Raw genomic sequence first — 18,929 nt, forward strand, 5'->3', positions numbered from 1 at the left:
CGGAGAATCTCCCATGGCAATGCCTTCACCTGTTTCACCCGACATCATTGGCCAGGGTGCCCCGCGCATCGACGGCCCGAAAAAAGTCAGCGGGGCGGCGCGCTATGCGTCCGACCACCATTTCGATGAGTTGGTGTATGCCGTCCCGGTCACTGCCACCATCGCCAAGGGGCGTATCACCTCCCTAGACCCTGCCGCCGCCCTGGGTATGCCCGGCGTGCTAGAGGTGTTGCACCACGGCAATTTTGCCGACCAGGTTGAACAAAGCGACCCGGATGCCGGCAAGACCGATGAAACCCGGCCGCCCTTGAAAGACGAGCGTATTCGCTACTACGGCCAGTACGTGGCCGTGGTCTTGGCCGAGACCTACGAGCAGGCCATGGCCGCTGCGGCGGCGGTGAAGGTCAGCTACGCTGCCGAGCAGCCGGACGTGCACTTGCACCTCAAGCCCGAAGACCCGGAGCAAGTCGACACTGAGCGCGGTGATGTACTGACCGCGTTCCAGAGCGCCGAGGTGCGCGTCGATCAGACCTACACCACTCCGGTACATGCGCATAACCCGATCGAGCTGCACGCTACGGTCGCCCTATGGGATGGCCAGGGGTTCACCCTGTACGAAACCTCCCAGGCGATCATGAACCACAGCAAGGTCATGGCGCAGATGCTCGGTGTCGCTCCGGAGCAAGTGCGGGTGTTCACCGAATACCTGGGCTCGGGCTTCGGAGGCAAGTTGTGGCCGTGGGGCCATTCCCTGCTCGCTGCCGGTGCCGCGCGCTTGCTGGAGCGGCCAGTGAAGCTCGTGGTGGACCGGCGGATGATGTTCCAAACCGTGGGCCATCGCACTAATACGCAACAACGGATGCGCCTGGGCGCCAGCCGTGACGGGCGTTTGCAGTCACTGCAACAAGACTACCTGTTCCACAACTCACGGCTGGATACGTACAAAGAAAACTGCGGCGAGGCTACGGGTTTTCTCTACAGCACACCTAACCTGCGGGCAGCCTGGTCCCTCGCGCGCCGTGATATCGCGCCGCCTACTTCCATGCGCGGTCCAGGCGCGGTACCGGGCCTGTACGCACTAGAAGCGGCGATGAATGAGCTGGCGGTGGCGTTGGACATGGACCCGCTGCAGTTACGCCTGCTCAATCAACCGGAAATCGATGAAAGCACGGGGCTGCCGTTTTCTTCGCGCCACTTGAACGAGTGCCTGACCTTGGGCGCCCAGCGTTTCGGTTGGGACGAGCGTAACCCCACGCCCGGCAGCATGCGCAACGCCCAGGGCGTGCGCGTGGGTTGGGGCATGGCGGCGTGCTCGTGGATGGCCAAGTCGCTGCCTGCCGAAGTACGGGTAGAGTTGACGGCCGATGGCCGTGCGCGGGTCTCCAGCGGCACCCAGGACATCGGCACGGGCACCTATACAGTGGTCGCGCAGATGGTCGCCCAGCTGACTGGCCTACCGCTCAAGCACATTGACGTGGTGCTGGGCGATACCCGCCTGCCCCCCGGCCCGATGTCGGGTGGTTCCATGGCGACCGGGTCGATGGTTCCTGCTGTGCAAGAGGCGACCCGCAATGCGTTGGGTCACGCCATGCAAACCGCCCTCGACGTCCACCCGCCGTTCAAGGGCCGACGCGTCGAAGACCTCAGCGTCAACGAGGCCCATGTCCACTTGGAAGGCCAAGCACCGCACAGCGGTATCGGCCTGGCTGAGTTGCTTACAACCGCCGGGCTGGAGCACTTCAGCGGTAGCGGGAAAAGCGCGGGCAGCGACGAGATCGAGAAGAAAGTCTCGCTGCACTCCTACGGCGCCCACTTTGTCGAAGTGACTTGGGAGCCAGAAATCGCCCGCTTGCAGGTCAGCCGGGTGGTCACCGTGATTGACGGTGGCAAGGTGATCAACAGCCGCACTGGGCGCAATCAGATCGAGGGGGCAATCGTCATGGGCGTCGGCATGGCGCTGTTCGAAGAGACCGAGTACGACAGCCGTAGCGGTGCACCGATGAACAGCAACCTGGCCGACTACATCATGACCACCCATGCCGATGCGCCTGATGTGGACATTACCTTCCTCGACTATCCGGACTTAGCCCTGAACCCGCTGGGTGCCCGTGGCATCGGCGAAATTGGTCTGGCGGGGATTTCCGCAGCGATTACCGACGCCGTGCGCCACGCCACCGGGGTGGTGGTGCGCGACCTACCGGTACGTATCGAGGATCTGCTGGAATCGAAGGTGGTTTAACCGATTGGGGGCAGTGCGGCTGCCCCCCATCTTGACTTTATTTAGCTCCCCTATGGCCTGCCAGAACCATGTCCGACCCTCTAGAAGTCATCGCTCTGCCCCCAGATTTGCATTACGTCGACGACACCCAGCCTGGCCTGCGCCGCAAAGTGTTGCGCGGTAAATTCGCCTATTTCGACACCCAGGGCCAACGCATAAAAGACCCTGACGAAGTCAAGCGTATCAACGCCCTGGCCGTGCCCCCCGCCTACACCGATGTGTGGATTTGCGCCGATCCCATGGGCCATCTGCAAGCGACAGGGCGCGACGCCCGGGGCCGTAAGCAGTACCGCTACCACGCGCGCTGGCGCGAAGTGCGCGACGAGAATAAATACTCGCGCATGCTCGAGTTCGGCGCGGTATTGCCTAAGGTGCGTAAGCAGATGGAAGCGCACCTGGGGCTACCTGGGCTGCCTCGGGAAAAAGTCATGGCTACGGTGCTGTCGTTGCTCGACACCACCTTGATTCGCGTGGGCAACAGCCAATACGCGCGGGACAACCGCTCCTACGGCTTGACCACCTTGCGCGGGCGCCATGTGGACGTCAAAGGCTCGTCGATTGCCTTCGAGTTTCGCGGCAAAAGCGGGGTTGAGCATAAGGTCACGGTCAAGGACCGGCGCCTGGCCGGCATCGTCAAGCGCTGCCTGGAACTGCCCGGGCAAAACCTGTTTCAGTACCTGGACGCTGACGGCGAGCGGCACACAGTCAGCTCCCATGACATCAACGCCTACCTGCAGCAACTGACCGGCGCCGAGTTCACTGCCAAGGACTACCGTACCTGGGCGGGCAGCGCGTTGGCCTTGCAGATGCTGCGCGAGCTGCACTGGGAACCGGAGCCCGACGCCAAGAAGCATATCGTTGAGATGGTCAAACAAGTCGCACGGCAATTGGGCAATACACCCGCTGTGTGCCGGCGCTGTTACATTCACCCGGCAGTGCTGGAACACTTCGTTCTTGGGGAACTGGCCAAGCTACCCAAGCCGCGCCAACGCAAGGGCTTACGCCTGGAAGAGGTCGCCTTGGCGAGTTTCCTGGAAAAACTCACCGCGCAGACCGCTTGAGGGTTTTTATCGCCGTAATGTAGCCGGACGTATCTTCAGCGTTACCCGATATCCCTTGCTGCCCGCCTGGGCGATGGCTATATACGGGTGATCGAACGACTGAAGATACACCCGATGCAGATAGACCCCGAGCAAATCCACATTACCCGGCTGTTCCCGACGCCCATCGCCAGCTTGCAACACCCCGAACACGAGCGCCTCAACGAACACCTGCGGGCGGTGATCCTGGCCCGGGCCGAGCATCACCCCGGCACCCTGCACAGCAATCAAGGTGGCTGGCAGTCCGAAGATGACTTCGCTGACTGGGCCGGCGACGCCGGGGAGCAACTGGTTGCCTTCAGCCAGGCCTTGGCCAACCAGTTGTCGGCGGTCAGTTCGCCGCAACACGGGCTGATCGAGGCCAACCTGCAGTGGAAATACAGCGCCTGGGCCAACGTCAACCGCAAGGGCCATTCCAATGCGTTGCACGGGCATCCGGGATCGTTCTGGTCGGCGGTGTATTGGGTCGACGACGGGGGCTGCCAGGCCGACCGCGCGCTGGGCGGTGAGCTGGAGTTCGTTGACCCGCGCGGCATCACCCCGATGTTGCTCAACCCGGCGTTGCGCATGCGCATCGAAGGTTGCCTGGCGGCTGGCTACGTCAGTACCGTGACGCCCAAAAGCGGGACGCTGCTGATGTTCCCCTCGTGGCTGATGCACGCGGTACGCCGCTACGAGGGCACCACGCCACGCATCTCGGTGGCGTTTAACTTCGCCATCTGAGGCGTAATGCGGCTGAATTAACCGGGGCAGGCAGGGTCGGTTGTACATCCCTAGTCTGCCCAGGAAGCCCATGAAACCTCTGAAGCCCACCGGCTATGTCCAGGTTCGCGGCGCGCGCGAACACAACCTGAAAAACGTCGATGTCGATATTCCCCGCGATGCCCTGGTGGTCTTTACCGGCGTATCCGGCTCCGGCAAGTCATCCCTGGCGTTCGGCACCCTGTATGCCGAGGCGCAGCGGCGCTACTTCGAGTCCGTGGCGCCCTACGCCCGGCGGCTGATCGACCAGGTGGGTGTGCCCGACGTCGACCGCATCGATGGCCTGCCCCCTGCCGTAGCACTGCAACAACAGCGCGGCACGCCGAGTACGCGTTCCTCGGTGGGCAGCGTGACCACCCTCGGCAGCGCGGTGCGCATGCTCTATTCGCGGGTCGGTGAATACCCCAAAGGCCAGAGCCTGCTATATGCCGAGGACTTTTCCCCGAATACGCCCCAAGGCGCCTGCCCCCAGTGCCACGGCCTGGGCCGGGTCTATGAAGTCACCGAACGGGCCATGGTGCCCGATGACTCCCTGAGCATCCGTGAACGCGCCATTGCCTCGTGGCCGCCGGCTTGGCAGGGCCAGAACCAGCGCGACATTCTGGTGACGCTGGGCTATGACGTGGACATCCCCTGGCGCGACCTGCCGAAAAAGCAGCGCGATTGGATTCTCTTCACTGAAGAGCAACCCACCGTTCCGGTGTACGGCGGGCTAACCCCGGAGCAGACCCGCGAGGCGCTCAAGCGCAAGCTTGAACCCAGCTACCAAGGCACATTCACCGGTGCCCGGCGCTACGTTCTGCATACCTTTGCCCACTCCCAAAGCGCGCTGATGAAAAAGCGCGTCAGCCAGTTCATGAGCGGTACCGCCTGCCCGACCTGCCAAGGTAAACGCTTGAAACCCGAGGCCCTGAGCGTGAAATTCGCCGGCCTGGATATCGGTGAGTTTTCCCAACTGCCCCTGGAGCGTTTGGTAGAGGTATTGCGCCCTGTGGCCGATGGTAGCCAGGTGGCTGACCGCCCACCCGAGCAGCGTCTGGCGGGGCAGCAACTGGCGCAGAACCTATTGACGCGCATGGCCGCCTTGACGGACCTGGGCCTTGGTTACCTGGCCCTGGAGCGCAGCACGCCGACGCTGTCGTCGGGTGAGCTACAACGCCTGCGCTTGGCCACCCAGCTCAATTCACAGCTATTCGGCGTGGTCTACGTGCTCGACGAACCCTCAGCCGGCCTGCACCCCGCTGACGGCGAAGCGCTGTTCGAGGCGCTGCAACGGTTGAAGGCTGCCGGCAACTCATTGTTTGTGGTCGAGCACGACCTGGAAACCATGCGCCGCGCCGACTGGCTGGTGGACGTCGGCCCGGCTGCCGGCGACCAGGGCGGCCAGGTGCTGTACAGCGGCGCGCCGGCCGGGCTTAAAGAAGTCGAAGCGTCGCGCACGCGGGAGCATCTGTTCGCGGCAAGCCAGGCTGTGCAAGCCGGCCGCCGGCCCACGTCGACCTGGCTGAGCCTGGCGGGGATTACCCGCAATAATCTACGGGATGTGGCGGTGGACTTTCCGCTGCACTGTTTCACCGCAGTCACCGGGGTGTCGGGTTCGGGCAAGTCAAGCCTGGTCAGCCAGGCGTTGTTGGAGCTGGTCGGTGAACAGCTTGGGCAGCCGATTGAGGCCGAGGAAGAGCAGCACCTGGAAGACGTCGCCCCGCAGACCGAGGCTGGGCACATCGTCGGTGGACTCAAAGGCATCCAGCGGCTGGTCAAAGTCGATCAAAAACCCATCGGGCGCACGCCGCGCTCGAACCTGGCCACTTACACCGGCCTGTTCGACCAAGTGCGTAAGCTCTTCGCCCAGACCCCTGAAGCGCGGAAACAGGGGTACGACGCCGGGCAATTTTCCTTCAACGTCGCCAAGGGCCGCTGTAGCCACTGCGAGGGTGAGGGCTTTGTCAGCGTCGAGTTGCTTTTCATGCCCAGCGTCTACGCGCCCTGCCCCACCTGCCACGGCGCCCGCTACAACCCGCAGACCCTGGCCGTGCAATGGAATGGCCTGAACATCGCCCAAGTGCTGGGGCAGACCGTGGACCAGGCCTGGGCGTTTTTCCAGGACCAGGCTGCCGTGCTGCGGCCGTTGACGGTCCTGCGCGATATCGGCCTGGGCTACTTGCGCCTGGGCCAGCCCGCCACCGAATTGTCCGGCGGTGAAGCCCAGCGCATCAAATTGGCCACCGAGCTGCAACGCAGCCAACGCGGCGCGACCCTCTATGTGTTAGACGAACCGACCACCGGCTTGCACCCCAGCGACGTCGACCGCCTGCTGGAGCAGCTCAATGGCTTGGTGGACGCTGGCAATAGCGTGATCGTGATCGAACACGACATGCGCGTGGTGGCCCAGGCCGATTGGGTGATCGATATCGGCCCTGGGGCAGGCAACCGCGGTGGTGAAGTGGTCGCTAGCGGCCGTGCCGACGCGGTGTGTGAAGAGGCGCGAAGCAAGACAGCGCCCTATCTCCAGGCCCTGTTCAAGAGTTAGGGCTTGCCCCCCTTCTCCGGGGCCTCTGATTCAGGCTCCCGGGGCTGTTCGCCCTGCTCGTTGAGGTGTTTGTGCTCTTCACCGACATCGCCGGCGTTATCCGGTTGATGGTCAAGGTCTTCGCGTTGCGATTCACGGTTCATCAGGATTGCCTTCTTTGTTGTAGGAGACGCGTTGTTATACAAGCTTTGGCAACGCCAGGCGTGCAAGGTGCCGTAACATTTGCCGGGTGAACTCCCCAGGCCTATGCCAGTCAGCTTTAAAAGGCTTACGAGGAGGTTCACCGTTTCATGCATATCTCATTGGACAAGCAAGTTGCACTGGTCACTGGCGCCAGCTCGGGTTTAGGCGCTGCAGCGGCTCGGGGCCTGGCCGAAGCCGGGGCTGCCGTGGTGATCAATTACAATTCCCAACCGGAGCCGGCTGAGGCGTTGGCCGAGGAAATCAAGGCAAACGGCGGCCAAGCCATCGCCGTGGCCGCTGACGTGTCCAAGGAAGAGGATGTGCTGCAGCTGTTCGAGGCTACCCTGCAAGCTTTCGGCAGGCTCGATATCCTGGTGGCGAACTCGGGTTTGCAACGCGACGCAGCCACCGTGGATATGACCCTGGCTGACTGGAACAAGGTGTTGGACGTGAACCTCACCGGCCAGTTTCTCTGCGCGCGTTCCGCGCTGCGCCAGTTCGCGGCGCAGGGCCCCTGCCCGGATATTTCCCGCGCCACCGGCAAGATTATCCATATGAGCTCGGTGCACCAACTGATCCCCTGGGCCGGGCATGCCAACTACGCAGCCTCCAAGGGCGGCGTCGATCTGTTGATGCGCAGCATCGCCCAGGAAGTCGGCGAACAGAAAATCCGCGTTAATAGCATTGCACCCGGGGCCATTGCCACGGCGATCAACCGTAAAGCCACTGAGGGCGACGCGGCACAAGCGCTACTCAAGCTCATCCCTTACGCGCGCATCGGCGAGGGCGTGGACGTCGCCAATGCAGTGGTGTGGCTGGCATCGGATGCGTCCGACTATGTGCACGGCACTACCCTTTTCGTCGATGGCGGTATGAGCCTTTACCCAGGGTTCAAAGACAATGGCTGAACGCGTTAACGACTTCAGCCAAAGCGCGATCGAAGACCACGGCATCATTGGCGACATGCGCAGCGCCGCCCTGATCGCCGACACCGGCACGGTGGACTTTTTCTGCTGGCCCGACTTCGACAGCCCCTCCATTTTCACCGCCCTGCTCGACTCCGACCGCGCCGGTGCCTTCGAACTGGCGCCCCATCTGCCTAACGCACGGCGCCAGCAGATCTACGTGCCCGACAGTAATGTCCTGCAAACCCGCTGGATCGATGCTGACGCTGTGGTGGAGATCACCGACCTGATGCCCATCGGCGCCGACGCCGACGATTTGCCGCGGTTGGTGCGCAGGGTGCGGGTGGTCAGCGGTGAAGCGCGCATCAGCTTGCGCTGTCGCGTGCGCCACGACTACAGCCGCGCCGACACCACGGCAAAGCTGGACCACGGCAGTGTGCTATTCGAAGCCCGCGGCCAACCCAGCGTACGCCTATGCGCTAGCTTGGCGCTGCAACTGGACGATGGCGCCGCCACCGCGAGCTTTACCCTAAGCGCCGGCGAGACTGCGGCCTTTGTCCTGGGGGGTAGCGACGATCCATTGGTACGGCCTGACGACGGCGCCCATTGCCTGGAAGAAACCCTGGCATTTTGGCGCCGCTGGCTGGGCCAGTCGAATTACCGTGGGCGCTGGCGCGAAGCTGTCAACCGCTCGGCCCTGGCCCTCAAGCTGCTGACCTCGCGCAAGCATGGCGGCATCATTGCCGCCGCCACGTTCGGCCTGCCAGAAACCGTGGGCGGCGAGCGTAACTGGGACTATCGCTACACCTGGATCCGCGATGCGTCGTTTACCGTCTATGCGTTTATGCGCCTGGGCTTTACCGAGGAAGCCAACGCCTTTATGCGCTGGGTGCGCGGCCGCGTCGACGACTCCTGCGAAGGCTCCTCGCGGCTGCATATTCTCTATAGCCTGGAAGGCGAGGAACGCCTGCCAGAAGAACACTTGGACCACTTGGCTGGCCATCAGGGGGCGCTCCCGGTACGCGTCGGTAACGATGCCTACGACCAGGTCCAACTGGACATTTACGGCGAGCTACTGGACGCGGTGTACCTTGCCAATAAGTACGGTGAGGCGATTTCTCACGACGGTTGGCGACACGTCACGCAGTTGGTGGACAAAGTCTGCGACAGCTGGCGCGATACCGACGTCGGCATTTGGGAGATGCGCGGCGAAGGTAAACACTTCCTGCACTCACGCCTGATGTGCTGGGTAGCGTTGGACCGCGCGTTGCGCTTGGCCGCCAAGCGCTCCCTGCCCGCACCATTCGCCCGCTGGGATGCCGAGCGCCAAGCAATCCATGACGACATCTGGAAGCATTTCTGGGATGCCGACGCAGGCCATTTCGTTCAGCACATCGGCAGTCGTAAATTGGACGCAGCCATGCTGCTGATGCCGTTGGTACGCTTCGTCGGCGCGACCGACCCCCGTTGGTTAACTACCCTGGACGCCATCGAGCGCACCCTGGTGCGCGATGGCATGGTCTATCGCTACCGCAATGACGACGACCACAGCGACGGCCTGAGCGGCGAAGAAGGCGCGTTTACCGCGTGCTCGTTCTGGTACGTGGAATGCCTGGCCCGCGCCGGGCGTATCGAGCAGGCCCACTTGGAATTCGAGCAGTTACTACGCTACGCCAACCCGGTTGGGCTATACGCCGAAGAGTTCGACACCCACGGTCATCATTTAGGCAATACCCCCCAGGCACTCAGCCACCTGGCACTGATCAGTGCGGCGAGTTTCCTGGACCGCAAACTCAGTGGTGAGCGCACGCAATGGCAACCCTGAGCTATTTACCGCAAGAAAATCACACAGAGGTCGATAACATGGATAAGGAACTCGAAAAAGAAGTACTGACACGCTTATTGCACTCCCACCCTACTGGGCTTGGCAAAGAGTTGTTAGATAACTATCGAGGCGAGCGATCGGTTGCCGAATGCCTGAACCAGTTGAAAGAGCGCGGTCTGATCCATAACCACGCCAAAGGCCAAAGCGACGAGTTGGTTTACCCGATCAAACTGAGTTCATCTGGGGTCGAGGCCGCCAAGGCATTCGAGTAATAAGGGTTGCGGGGCAAGCCACAGTGCGCTTGCCCCGCGACATTGAAAACCTAGGCGCTGTGGGTTGATTCAGGCCATAATTACATCAGTTTCACGCTCAAATTGCGTAGTACCGCCTACAATGCGCTGTACGAAACATCAGGGGCTTTAATCAAGTCATCTCGCCCCACGCTGGAGCGTAGCCGACTCAAACCAATATTGGATAAATCGAGCAGGGAATCATAGGAGCCGTACATGCTGATACTCACCCGCAAGGTAGGCGAAAGCATCGTCATTCATGACGACATCAAGATCACTATTCTGGGCGTAAAAGGGATGCAGGTGCGCATTGGCATCGACGCACCTAAAGACGTTCAGGTACACCGTGAAGAGATTTACAAGCGCATTCAGGCAGGTAGCCCAGCGCCGGACAAGGGAGAGTCTGACCAGTAAGGTCGATAGCCTGATGCGAGCGGAGGGCTCCGCTCGCGGCAGTTCAATGCAATAACTTGTGCAGTCAGATCGGGGTTTCCTGCGGCGGATGATCTGGAGTCGTTCCACCATAGCCACCGGCGGTGCGCTTGGCATTGTCGACACCTTTCTTCAGCCCATCCCGCGCCGTCAGGCCTTCCTCATAAGTCTTGGTGTATTCCTTCACAGACTTACCGTTCGGGTCCATCACGTTGATCGCGACATCCACACGTTCATCGCTGACCTTAGTGGCCACTACTTTGTAGGTAAAACCGTTTTCAGCTTTGCCGGTGTGCTGATGCGTGAGTGCATCCGCGCTCAGTGCTTCGAACTGGTCGTGTTCAGTGCTCGCCATGTCGCTTCCCCTCGATTGCTCTTATGAGTACTACAAATCTCTTTATAGAAGACTAATCTCGCACGAGGAAGGTTCAGTTGCTCAGGCTCTGTACGTAAAGTGCCTGCGCGTCGACCATGCTGCGTTAAAAACAGGCTCGGGCGCGAGTCCGATCGGAATGCTCATTGACAACCAGTCAACTCCGCTTCCTCGCCTGTTTTTGCCTTGCCTGATCGCCGCTCGGCGACTTTACGTACAGAACCTAGCGCGCTTACGCTGGCGAACTCGCGGCGCCATTGATTGCCTTGCGCAACTTGGCTGCCAGTTCGTCTTGGCGAAACGGCTTTTGCACGATTTCAAACTCATCGGCGTGCAAACCTTCGAGGTCCGCATAGCCGGTGATAAACAGGATCGGCAGTGAGGGCCGCTTGGCCCGGGCCCGCCGGGCCAGTTCCCCACCGTTGACCACCGGCATTGCATAGTCGGTGAGTATAAGGTCGATATCATCGTCTAACCTGGCCAAGGCCGCCTCGGCGCTATCGGCTTGAATCACCTGATAACCGAACGTGTCGAGCAGCATCGCTGTCACTTCGCGAACGCTGTCGTCGTCATCGACCAACAAAATGGTCGAGCCTGACTGATGTTGATCGGCGCTGAGGGCCAGCGCTTCGCCCGACTCGACCTCGGCGGTGTCGTTGCGCACGCCCGGCAGATAGACTTTCACCGTGGTGCCCTGCCCCGGCGCGGTAACGATCGCCACGCCGCCGCCCGATTGCTTGGCAAAACCGAACACCTGGGCCAGCCCCAAGCCCGAGCCCTTACCCACCTCTTTAGTGGTAAAGAACGGCTCAAACGCCTTGGCCAGCACTTCATCACTCATGCCGCTGCCAGAATCGCTGATGGACAGCACCACGTAATCGCCCGGCTCTGGGTCTTGCAGACGTTGAGGGGGCCGGGTGACGGTTTCGTTATGGGTTCCCAGGCTCAGGGTGCCGCCGGTGGGCATGGCGTCGCGGGCGTTGATTGCCAGGTTGAGAATGATCATCTCGGTTTGCGTGGGGTCGACCAGGGCGTGCCAGAGTTCTGGGAGTGTCTGGGTTTGAATCCAGATACTGCCGCCCAGGGTTCGCCGTAGCATTTCCAGCATGCCCGAGACCGTGGCGTTGAGGTTGACCGCCACCGGCTCCAGACGCTGACGACGGGAGAACGACAGCAGTTGCCCGGTCAACTTGGCGCCGCGTTCCCCCGCGACCATGATGTTCTGCAGGCGGCTCTGGCTTTTATCCAGCCTGCCTTTTTCCAGGTCACGAGCCACGAACGACGCGCTGGTCAGAATGACCGTCAGCAAATTGTTGAAGTCGTGGGCAACGCCGGCGGTCAATTGCCCAACGGCTTCCAGGCGCTGCATCTGTTGCAGGGTCGCCTCTATGCGTTCGCGTTCCTGTATTTGCTCACGCAAATGCTGGTTGGCCGCGGCGAGTTCGTCGAGCACCGCCCGCTCCCCGGTGATATCGCGCACTGCGGCATACATCAGGTCTTCGTCGGGCACCACCGTCCACGACAGCCAGCGATAATCGCCTGTGGCGTGGCGCATGCGGTTGACGAAGCGGGTCGAGACGTTTCCGTTGGCGATGTTGCGCATTTCCAACAGGGTCGGGTCCAGGTCCTCGGGGTGCAGTAACTCCCAGAGGTGCATGGTGGTCAACTGCTCGCGCGACCAACCCAAAACGATTTCCCACGCTGGGTTGAGGGACACCGGAGTCATGTCAAAGCGCATGACTGCGAGCAATTCGCGGGACAATTCCCAGGTACGGTCGCGTTCGCGGGTACGCTTCTGTACTCGTTCCCCGAGCAAATCATTGAGCCGCTCCAGCGCCTCAGTGGCTTGTTTCTGCTCGCTGATGTCTTTGATCATGCCGGTGAAGCGGATACAGCGCTCGCCATCGAAGAACGCCTGGCCACTGACCGATACCCAGCGTTCGATACCGCTGGGTACCAGCAGGCGAAATTCAGCCTGATAGGCACCGTCACCGGCAGGGTTCATAGCGTTCGCCACCGCCTGCTCGACGATGGGTCGTTCGGCCGGGTGGCAGTGTTCGATAAAATAATGCATGTCGACCGGGCTGTCGGCCGCGACCTCGAACAACGCCCTGCAGCGCTCGTCCCAGATTAATTCGCCGGTACTCGGGTTCAGGTCCCACAAGCCCATGCGCGCCGCATCCATGGCCAAGCGAGCCCGCACTTCGACCTCGAGCAAGGATTTTTCGGCGCGACGCAGTTTTTTCCGTTCCTGAACTTCATTCAGCGCCCGCTTAACGGCCTTGGGCAGCAGGCTCATGCTTTGCTTGAGCACGTAGTCGATGGCGCCCAGGCGCATCATTTCTACCGCATGGGCTTCGCCGAATACCCCAGAGAGGAAGATAAAGGGGGTATGGGGGGCGCACCGCTGGGCGGTCTGCAACACCTGCGCGCCGGATGAGCCGGGCAACAGGAAATCACAGAGGATCAGATCGAAAGAAGACTCAGCCAGGTGTTCTTCGACGCCCTGATGGTTGTACGCAACCGTCGCCTCGACCGTTAGGCCACCCCGCTCCAGGGTCAGCAAAGCCAACTCGGCGTCACGGGCACTGTCTTCGACAAGCAAAAGTTTAAGGGGTGTTGACGGCATCATTCTCGATCATCGAAGGGCGTGTACTATCGCCGTAGACCCGCTGGGTAGCTTGAAAGTTCAGGCCCCTGGCCGGCGCAGCAGTCGCAGGGAGCCCGGTGGCGGCTCGTTGAGTACCGCCCAGAACACCCCAAGGTCGGAGATCGCCGAGACGAACTCCTTGAACTCGACGGGTTTTACCACGTACGCGTTGACTCCCAGGGCATAGGCGCGCTCAAGGTCTGGTTCTTCCCGTGAAGAGGTCAGCATGACCGTAGGGATGCTGCGCAGCTCCGGCGCCTCGCGAATGGCCTTGAGCACTTCGAGCCCATCGACTTTCGGCAATTTCAAATCCAGCAAAAGCACCGCCGGGTTGCCCTCGGCACGCACGGCGTGTTCGCCACGGCGAAACAGGTAGTCCATGGCTTCGGCGCCATCGCGTAGCACAATCACCTCGTTAGCCAATTGGCTACGCTCAAGGGCGACCAAGGTCAGCTCTAGATCCTTGGGATTGTCTTCCACCAAAAGGATGGGTTTCAGCATTAAGAACCTCTTGAGAATTCATTCCACAGCCGGGTAGCCACGCCTAGGGAGGGCAAAAAAGAACACAGCGCCTGAACCTGGGGAGCTTTCTGCCCACACCCGGCCGTCGTGGCGCTCGATTATACGGCGAACACTGGCCAAGCCAATCCCCGTTCCTTCGAACTCTTCCATGCGGTGCAGGCGTTGGAATACGCCGAACAGTTTGCCCGCATAGGCCATGTCAAAACCCACACCGTTGTCGCGCACCGAAATAACCACCTCTTCGGCGGTCTCATGAGCGTTGATTTCGATGACCGCAGGGTCGCTTTTACGGGTGTACTTGATCGCATTGGACAAAAGATTACGCATCGCCAGGTGCAAAAAGGCAGCGTCGGCGATCACTAGAGGCAACGGCGCGACCTTCCACTCAACGTTGCGGCCTTCGTAGTCCGGCAGCATTTCCCGACGAATGGCTTCAACCAAAACATTCAGGTCGACATCGGAATGGTGCAGCGCCGAACGGCCCATTTGCGAAAAACTAAGGAGGTTGTCCACCAGGGTGCCAGCAAAACGCGCTGACTCGCCGATGTGCTCGAGAAAGCGCAAACCGCGCTCAGAGAGCTTGGTGCCTTCGAAATCACTGAGCAGCTCGGCATAACCGGCGATATGCCGTAACGGCGCACGCAGGTCGTGGGACACGCTGTAGGAAAATGCTTCGAGCTCTTTATTGGACTTGGTCAACTCGCCTGCCAGCGCGGCGACTTCTTCGGCCTTGCGCAGAACAATGCCCAACGTCGCCATGCGCAGCTCTGCGACACCTTCGAGTTCAAGCGTGTCCCAAGGGCTGGAATAGCCGCGGACGGTTTGCTCCCAGGACTCAAAACTGGCGCGGGGGTTGAGTGCGCCGCTCGGGTTGATGGTCTTGGTGGGCTGCCCGGCCCAACTGACGGTACGCGCCTGCTCCGGCTTGAACCAGATCAGATAATGCGAATGCAACTGGGAGATCGCTACCGCCAACACCCCGCCCACATGCTCGGCCAGGGCTGGCAACTGGGGAATATCGCGCCCCACGTTGTCGCTGCTGAACACCTCGCCGGCTTCCCGCGAAGCTAGCCAGCTGGCGAGTTTCTCGACCTGCATTTTGGTCGGTGTGCGCCCCAACAAGTGACATTGATTGTGGGTGATGATGGCAGCGCCCTGGGCTCGGACAAAGCTCATGAACACGTCCGGCTCGCTCAGCAGGCCTTCGGCCACGCTGTCGCGGTCGGCCATGGCCGACAACAGGCGCACGATCTGATGGCGCAAACCAAGCATGTGCTGACTGGTGGCATGGGCTAGCTTGGACTCGACTTGCAAGGCCAGCACACCGCCCAGCAGCTCGCAGGCGGTGCGGGTCTGCACTTCAACCGAATGGGGCTTGGCGTGGTGGCCAGTGATCAAACCCCACAACTGGCCCTGCACGACGATGGAAATCGACATGGAGGCCGCTGTGCCCATGTTGCGCATGTATTGCAGATGGACCGGGGACACCGCACGCAGCGCCGCAAAGCTCATGTCCAACGCCCGCCCGGTGACCGGGTTGAGCGCGGGCACCAGCGGCGAAGGCTGGTAGTCGCAGTTTTCGATCACCCGGATGCGGTTGTTGCAGTACAGCTGGCGCGCCTGAGCGGGGATGTCCGAGGCCGGGAAACACAACCCCAGGTAACTGGGGTAATCAGGGTCGCGGGCTTCGGCGAGTACGACGCCATTGCCTTCACGATCGAAACTGTAGGCCTTGACCCGGCCAAACCCGGTGATGCGCTTGACCTCGGCCACCGCACGCTCACAGAGTTCCTGGATGTCTTCGGCCTCCTGCATCCGGCCAATGAACGTGCGGACCAATGGGTAGAGGTTACCGTAGGCGGTGGCGACGTCTTCGCGCACCGGCTCGAATTCGGCGATGGTCAGGCCATCGTAGCTGTGCACCATCATCGAAATGGGCTGCTCCAGCCGACTGCCGCGACTAAATCGCACTTCACCAAAATGGAACGGATGCTGTTCGTCGCCTGGCCAGTCACGCAAGCGCGCGGCGACCCGTTCGCCGTCTTCCAGCAACTCGGCCAGCCCCTGGCCCAGCATAGCCGCGGGCGCAAGGCCGAGCCACTGCTGAACATTCTCGCTGACCTGCAAGACGCTCGAAATGGCTTCGTCAAGAACGATCATAAAGCCATGCGGCTGGATGCTGCCCGGAATATGAATGGGCTCCTCAGCGCATTGCAGGCTGGCCGCGGCAATGCCAACGGTTTCGCTTGATGTCACAGAAGACCTCCTCGTTCTTCCCGCCTTGATGACCCATGAATGCCTGCATCCGGGATCGCACAGAGGACTACCGGATGGCGCAAATCGACAAGGGTGGTAAATAGTGCTGCACCATAGCAAAGAACCATACCTTCAAGTGACGAAGAATGCACCGCCCGTGAAAAAAATGGGAAGTTTCATACAGTCATTGTTCGGCCCTCCGGCAAACGCATTTACGCATGACATTTGCCAGACATATCAGTATGATGCGTGCCCATGCGAGGTTGGCGGAATTGGTAGACGCATCAGACTTAAAATCTGACGACCTTAGGTTGTGCGGGTTCGATTCCCGCACCTCGCACCATGTATTGAAGATGAAGAGCTCGGGGGCGAGCCCCCTCCTACGGTTGGCGACATATTTATATCTCGCCGATCGTAGGAGGGGGCTTGCCCCCGAGCTCTCCGCATTCTGCCCCCAACACAATGCGGTAATCCGTTTTTAGCGCCATACTCGCGCTAGACATCATGGTGCGCAGGATTCCCCTGAAACCGCAGCTTCCTGGAGCGCTTCATGCAAAGCCTTTCCCCCGAAGAAACCCTGCGTATGGCTTTGCGTATCTCCCATACCCGCCTGCGCGGCCAGCACGAACTGGTGGTGTCGTTCGGGGTAGCCTCGCTGCGCGCCCATCACCTCGACGATCTGCTGACCGACGCCTGCATCGCAGTCGCCAAAGGCATGAACACGCAGTTCGCAAAAATCCTCATTTACCAGCCTGACGAGTCGAATTTCGTCCTTTACAAGGGCGTTGGCTGGGCACCCGAAGACATTGGCAGCGCCACGGTGGGCGCTGACGACGCAAGCCCGGCCGGGTTCGCCTATAGCCACAACCGCCCGGTGATCTCCAACCATTTGGGCGATGAGCACCGTTTCCGCACCCCAGCGCTGCTGCAAAAATACGGTATCGAGCGCGCTATTAACGTGCCCATCCGCGGTTTGGCCTCAGCCCCGTATGGCGTGCTCGAGGCCGACAGCACCCAGGGCGACGCCTTTATCGAGAGCGACCTGGTGTTCATGGAAGGCATCGCCAATGTCATCTCCATGGCCGTGGAGCGCCTGCTGACTCAGGGCCAACGCGCTGCCCGCGAGTCGTACTCAGAGAACGTGCTCAATTGCAGCCCCGATTGCATCAAGGTGCTGTCGGTGGACGGCAAGGTTGAGTTCATCAACGAGAGCGGAGCCGCGCAGATGGAGCTCGAGCCCCTGCAACCGGTCATTGGCGTGCCGTGGGCCAGCCTGTGGTGGGGTGAATCCAGGGGAATAGTGGAGTCGGCCATTGCCCAGGCGACCCAAGGCAACACGTTGCGTTTCGAAGCGCTGCGCGAGCCTCCCGGTGGTCAACGGCGCTGGTGGGACACGACCGTAGCGCCCATCGCCGACCCAGACGGCCGGGTGGAACGCCTGATCGTTGTGTCGCGCGACGTCAGTGAGCGGCATGCCCACGAAGAAGCCCTGCAAAGCTTGATCAAGCTCGGCCATGAGAAGGTCAGTGAAAGTGTTTTCGCCTTGGAGGAAATCCACCACCGGGTGCGTAACAGCCTGCAACTGGTCAACACCTTATTGCTCCTGCAAGCCAACCTGGCCAACGACGAGTCGGTCGAAAGCCAACTCAAGATCGCAGCGCACCGGGTCCTGACCATCGCCTCGGTGCACCAGCGCTTGTACCAAAACCCAGAAAGCGGCCGGCTCGAGCCCACCGACTACCTGACGGGCTTACTCGATGACATCCGTAGCCTCTTCGGCGAGCGCCCTATCGCGCTGAACGCCGTTGATATTCTGGTGCCCAGCGACCGTTTGGCCGCACTCGGCCTGGTGATATCGGAACTGGTGACCAACGCCGTTAAATATGGCGCCGGGCAGATCAAGGTCAGCCTTGAACAGCAAGGCAGCGACCTGATGATCGTGGTCACCGACGAAGGTAACGGCTTCCCCAGCCACTACCCGGTCCCCCAGGGTACGGGCCTGGGCATGCGCCTGGTGAAAAACTACGCAGGCCATGGCGAGCAATCGATAGAGGTCGATCGCCATGTTCCCTACAGCCGTATCGTGGTGCGCTTCAAGACTTGATGGCGGTTCGCGCACATCCGCTGCGCCTCATTCGGCCCCATGCCTGCAAGTAAGAAAATCAGCCGCGAGCGCTCAAGCACAGGCTTCTGCGGCCGATAGCCTGCTGCTGCCCAGGCCACAGGTGACTCACAGGAAGACTCACCAGTCGCACCCCGGGCGCGCACCTCACAACCAGAGGCGATAGCCGCACGCCTAGCGGCGGCTCAGCCTCCACGGTTCGAATATGGAAATTAAAGGAATAGCCGATGTCCCTCCTCCGCAACCTAGTAGCCGCCACGTGCATAGCATTGACCGCCGGCTGCGCCAATGGCCTTAACTCTGCTCAGGAATCCGAGCTTGCCGGCCTGCGAGCCAACAACCTCGCGGTACAGGAAAAAAGCCCAGGGCTGGCAGCTGCCCTGGGGCTATTGCCTGGTGGCGGTTCTTTTTACGGCCGCTCTTACGGGCTTGGCGTCGTTAACCTGTTGTTTTGGCCGATATCCATCCTGTGGGACCCTATCAGCGGTTACAACGCTGCCGAATCTATCAACTACCAAGCGTCGAAAGCACGCGTAGCCAGCTTGAAAAGACGCGACATGGAGGAACTGGATACGCAGCTGGCTTCTGATCAGATCAGCATGAAGCAGTACTCCCTGGAGCGGAGCAAGATCAGCCACAAATACGCCTACGACCTTTAAAAGATCGGCCCATCCCAAGCACGCGTCAGCGGTCAGTCTATA

15 protein-coding genes and 1 tRNA gene are annotated in these 18,929 nt (G+C 61.0%); 11 read left to right on the top strand and 5 right to left on the bottom strand.

Annotated elements, in window-relative coordinates; all coding sequences use genetic code 11:
- Positions 1–13 precede the first annotated feature (13 nt).
- The 4 genes from QCL65_RS14975 to QCL65_RS14990 all read left to right on the top strand — a co-directional run bounded on the left by QCL65_RS14975 (position 14) and on the right by QCL65_RS14990 (position 6,670).
- Entirely contained in the window at positions 14–2,239 is a 2,226-nt protein-coding gene (locus QCL65_RS14975; RefSeq protein WP_407309931.1) for a xanthine dehydrogenase family protein molybdopterin-binding subunit, read from the top strand.
- 68 nt (positions 2,240–2,307) lie between these two features.
- Positions 2,308–3,339 (top strand): DNA topoisomerase IB, encoded by a 1,032-nt coding sequence (locus tag QCL65_RS14980; RefSeq protein ID WP_407309933.1) that lies wholly within the window; start codon positions 2,308–2,310, stop codon positions 3,337–3,339.
- A 114-nt stretch (positions 3,340–3,453) separates the two neighbouring features.
- A complete protein-coding gene (locus QCL65_RS14985) occupies positions 3,454–4,101 on the top strand; it encodes a TIGR02466 family protein (RefSeq protein WP_407309935.1) in 648 nt (215 codons plus the stop codon).
- 70 nt (positions 4,102–4,171) lie between these two features.
- The gene (locus QCL65_RS14990; RefSeq protein WP_407309937.1) at positions 4,172–6,670 is read left to right on the top strand and encodes an excinuclease ABC subunit A; all 2,499 of its coding nucleotides are present in this window, start codon (positions 4,172–4,174) and stop codon (positions 6,668–6,670) included.
- Here QCL65_RS14990 and QCL65_RS14995 read toward each other — a convergent pair.
- Entirely contained in the window at positions 6,667–6,813 is a 147-nt protein-coding gene (locus QCL65_RS14995) for a hypothetical protein (RefSeq protein ID WP_407309939.1), read from the bottom strand. The two genes, QCL65_RS14990 and QCL65_RS14995, sit on opposite strands and share 4 nt — an antisense overlap.
- A 147-nt stretch (positions 6,814–6,960) precedes the next feature.
- On the opposite strand from QCL65_RS14995, the gene QCL65_RS15000 reads away from it, so the two are divergent.
- From QCL65_RS15000 to csrA, 4 genes are all read left to right on the top strand, one after another.
- Positions 6,961–7,761 (top strand): glucose 1-dehydrogenase, encoded by an 801-nt coding sequence (locus tag QCL65_RS15000; protein ID WP_407309941.1) that lies wholly within the window; start codon positions 6,961–6,963, stop codon positions 7,759–7,761.
- Positions 7,754–9,583, top strand: a complete 1,830-nt coding sequence (locus tag QCL65_RS15005) for a glycoside hydrolase family 15 protein (RefSeq protein ID WP_407309943.1) — start codon at positions 7,754–7,756, stop codon at positions 9,581–9,583. Before QCL65_RS15000 ends, QCL65_RS15005 begins: the two co-directional genes overlap by 8 nt.
- Positions 9,584–9,621: 38 nt before the next feature.
- Complete coding sequence (locus QCL65_RS15010; protein ID WP_407309945.1) at positions 9,622–9,855, top strand: hypothetical protein; 234 nt, start codon at positions 9,622–9,624, stop codon at positions 9,853–9,855.
- Between the two features lie 234 nt (positions 9,856–10,089).
- Positions 10,090–10,287 carry a carbon storage regulator CsrA gene (csrA, locus tag QCL65_RS15015; RefSeq protein WP_407309947.1) on the top strand — a complete coding sequence of 66 codons (198 nt, stop codon included), beginning with the start codon at positions 10,090–10,092 and terminating at the stop codon, positions 10,285–10,287.
- A gap of 64 nt (positions 10,288–10,351) precedes the next feature.
- On the opposite strand, the gene QCL65_RS15020 is transcribed toward csrA, so the two are convergent.
- The 4 genes from QCL65_RS15020 to QCL65_RS15035 form a co-directional block, all read right to left on the bottom strand.
- The gene (locus tag QCL65_RS15020; RefSeq protein WP_407309949.1) at positions 10,352–10,660 is read right to left on the bottom strand and encodes a hypothetical protein; all 309 of its coding nucleotides are present in this window, start codon (positions 10,658–10,660) and stop codon (positions 10,352–10,354) included.
- Positions 10,661–10,910: 250 nt separating this feature from the next.
- Positions 10,911–13,307 (bottom strand): response regulator, encoded by a 2,397-nt coding sequence (locus QCL65_RS15025; protein WP_407309951.1) that lies wholly within the window; start codon positions 13,305–13,307, stop codon positions 10,911–10,913.
- Between the two features lie 60 nt (positions 13,308–13,367).
- A complete protein-coding gene (locus tag QCL65_RS15030; protein WP_407309953.1) occupies positions 13,368–13,829 on the bottom strand; it encodes a response regulator in 462 nt (153 codons plus the stop codon).
- An 18-nt stretch (positions 13,830–13,847) separates the two neighbouring features.
- On the bottom strand, positions 13,848–16,106 hold the full coding sequence (locus tag QCL65_RS15035; RefSeq protein WP_407309955.1) for an ATP-binding protein: 2,259 nt from the start codon (positions 16,104–16,106) through the stop codon (positions 13,848–13,850).
- A gap of 257 nt (positions 16,107–16,363) precedes the next feature.
- On the opposite strand from QCL65_RS15035, the gene QCL65_RS15040 reads away from it, so the two are divergent.
- The 3 genes from QCL65_RS15040 to QCL65_RS15050 all read left to right on the top strand — a co-directional run bounded on the left by QCL65_RS15040 (position 16,364) and on the right by QCL65_RS15050 (position 18,887).
- Positions 16,364–16,449 (top strand) — tRNA-Leu (locus tag QCL65_RS15040).
- A 207-nt stretch (positions 16,450–16,656) separates the two neighbouring features.
- Entirely contained in the window at positions 16,657–18,210 is a 1,554-nt protein-coding gene (locus QCL65_RS15045; RefSeq protein ID WP_407309957.1) for a sensor histidine kinase, read from the top strand.
- Between the two features lie 245 nt (positions 18,211–18,455).
- A complete protein-coding gene (locus tag QCL65_RS15050; protein ID WP_407309959.1) occupies positions 18,456–18,887 on the top strand; it encodes a hypothetical protein in 432 nt (143 codons plus the stop codon).
- The last annotated feature ends 42 nt before the right edge of the window (positions 18,888–18,929 follow it).

The sequence above is a fragment of the Pseudomonas sp. nanlin1 genome (assembly GCF_045571515.1).
Lineage (GTDB): Bacteria > Pseudomonadota > Gammaproteobacteria > Pseudomonadales > Pseudomonadaceae > Aquipseudomonas.

Bases quoted from the DNA above. Each gene is read 5' to 3' on its own strand.
- QCL65_RS14975 (WP_407309931.1), top strand. From the start codon at position 14: ATGGCAATGCCTTCACCTGTTTCACCCGACATCATTGGCCAGGGTGCC.
- QCL65_RS15050 (WP_407309959.1), top strand. From the start codon at position 18,456: ATGTCCCTCCTCCGCAACCTAGTAGCCGCCACGTGCATAGCATTGACC.
- csrA (WP_407309947.1), top strand. From the start codon at position 10,090: ATGCTGATACTCACCCGCAAGGTAGGCGAAAGCATCGTCATTCATGAC.
- QCL65_RS14985 (WP_407309935.1), top strand. From the start codon at position 3,454: ATGCAGATAGACCCCGAGCAAATCCACATTACCCGGCTGTTCCCGACG.
- QCL65_RS14995 (WP_407309939.1), bottom strand. From the start codon at position 6,813: ATGAACCGTGAATCGCAACGCGAAGACCTTGACCATCAACCGGATAAC.
- QCL65_RS15045 (WP_407309957.1), top strand. From the start codon at position 16,657: ATGCAAAGCCTTTCCCCCGAAGAAACCCTGCGTATGGCTTTGCGTATC.
- QCL65_RS15020 (WP_407309949.1), bottom strand. From the start codon at position 10,660: ATGGCGAGCACTGAACACGACCAGTTCGAAGCACTGAGCGCGGATGCA.
- QCL65_RS15010 (WP_407309945.1), top strand. From the start codon at position 9,622: ATGGATAAGGAACTCGAAAAAGAAGTACTGACACGCTTATTGCACTCC.
- QCL65_RS15030 (WP_407309953.1), bottom strand. From the start codon at position 13,829: ATGCTGAAACCCATCCTTTTGGTGGAAGACAATCCCAAGGATCTAGAG.
- QCL65_RS14980 (WP_407309933.1), top strand. From the start codon at position 2,308: ATGTCCGACCCTCTAGAAGTCATCGCTCTGCCCCCAGATTTGCATTAC.
- QCL65_RS15005 (WP_407309943.1), top strand. From the start codon at position 7,754: ATGGCTGAACGCGTTAACGACTTCAGCCAAAGCGCGATCGAAGACCAC.
- QCL65_RS14990 (WP_407309937.1), top strand. From the start codon at position 4,172: ATGAAACCTCTGAAGCCCACCGGCTATGTCCAGGTTCGCGGCGCGCGC.
- QCL65_RS15025 (WP_407309951.1), bottom strand. From the start codon at position 13,307: ATGCCGTCAACACCCCTTAAACTTTTGCTTGTCGAAGACAGTGCCCGT.
- QCL65_RS15000 (WP_407309941.1), top strand. From the start codon at position 6,961: ATGCATATCTCATTGGACAAGCAAGTTGCACTGGTCACTGGCGCCAGC.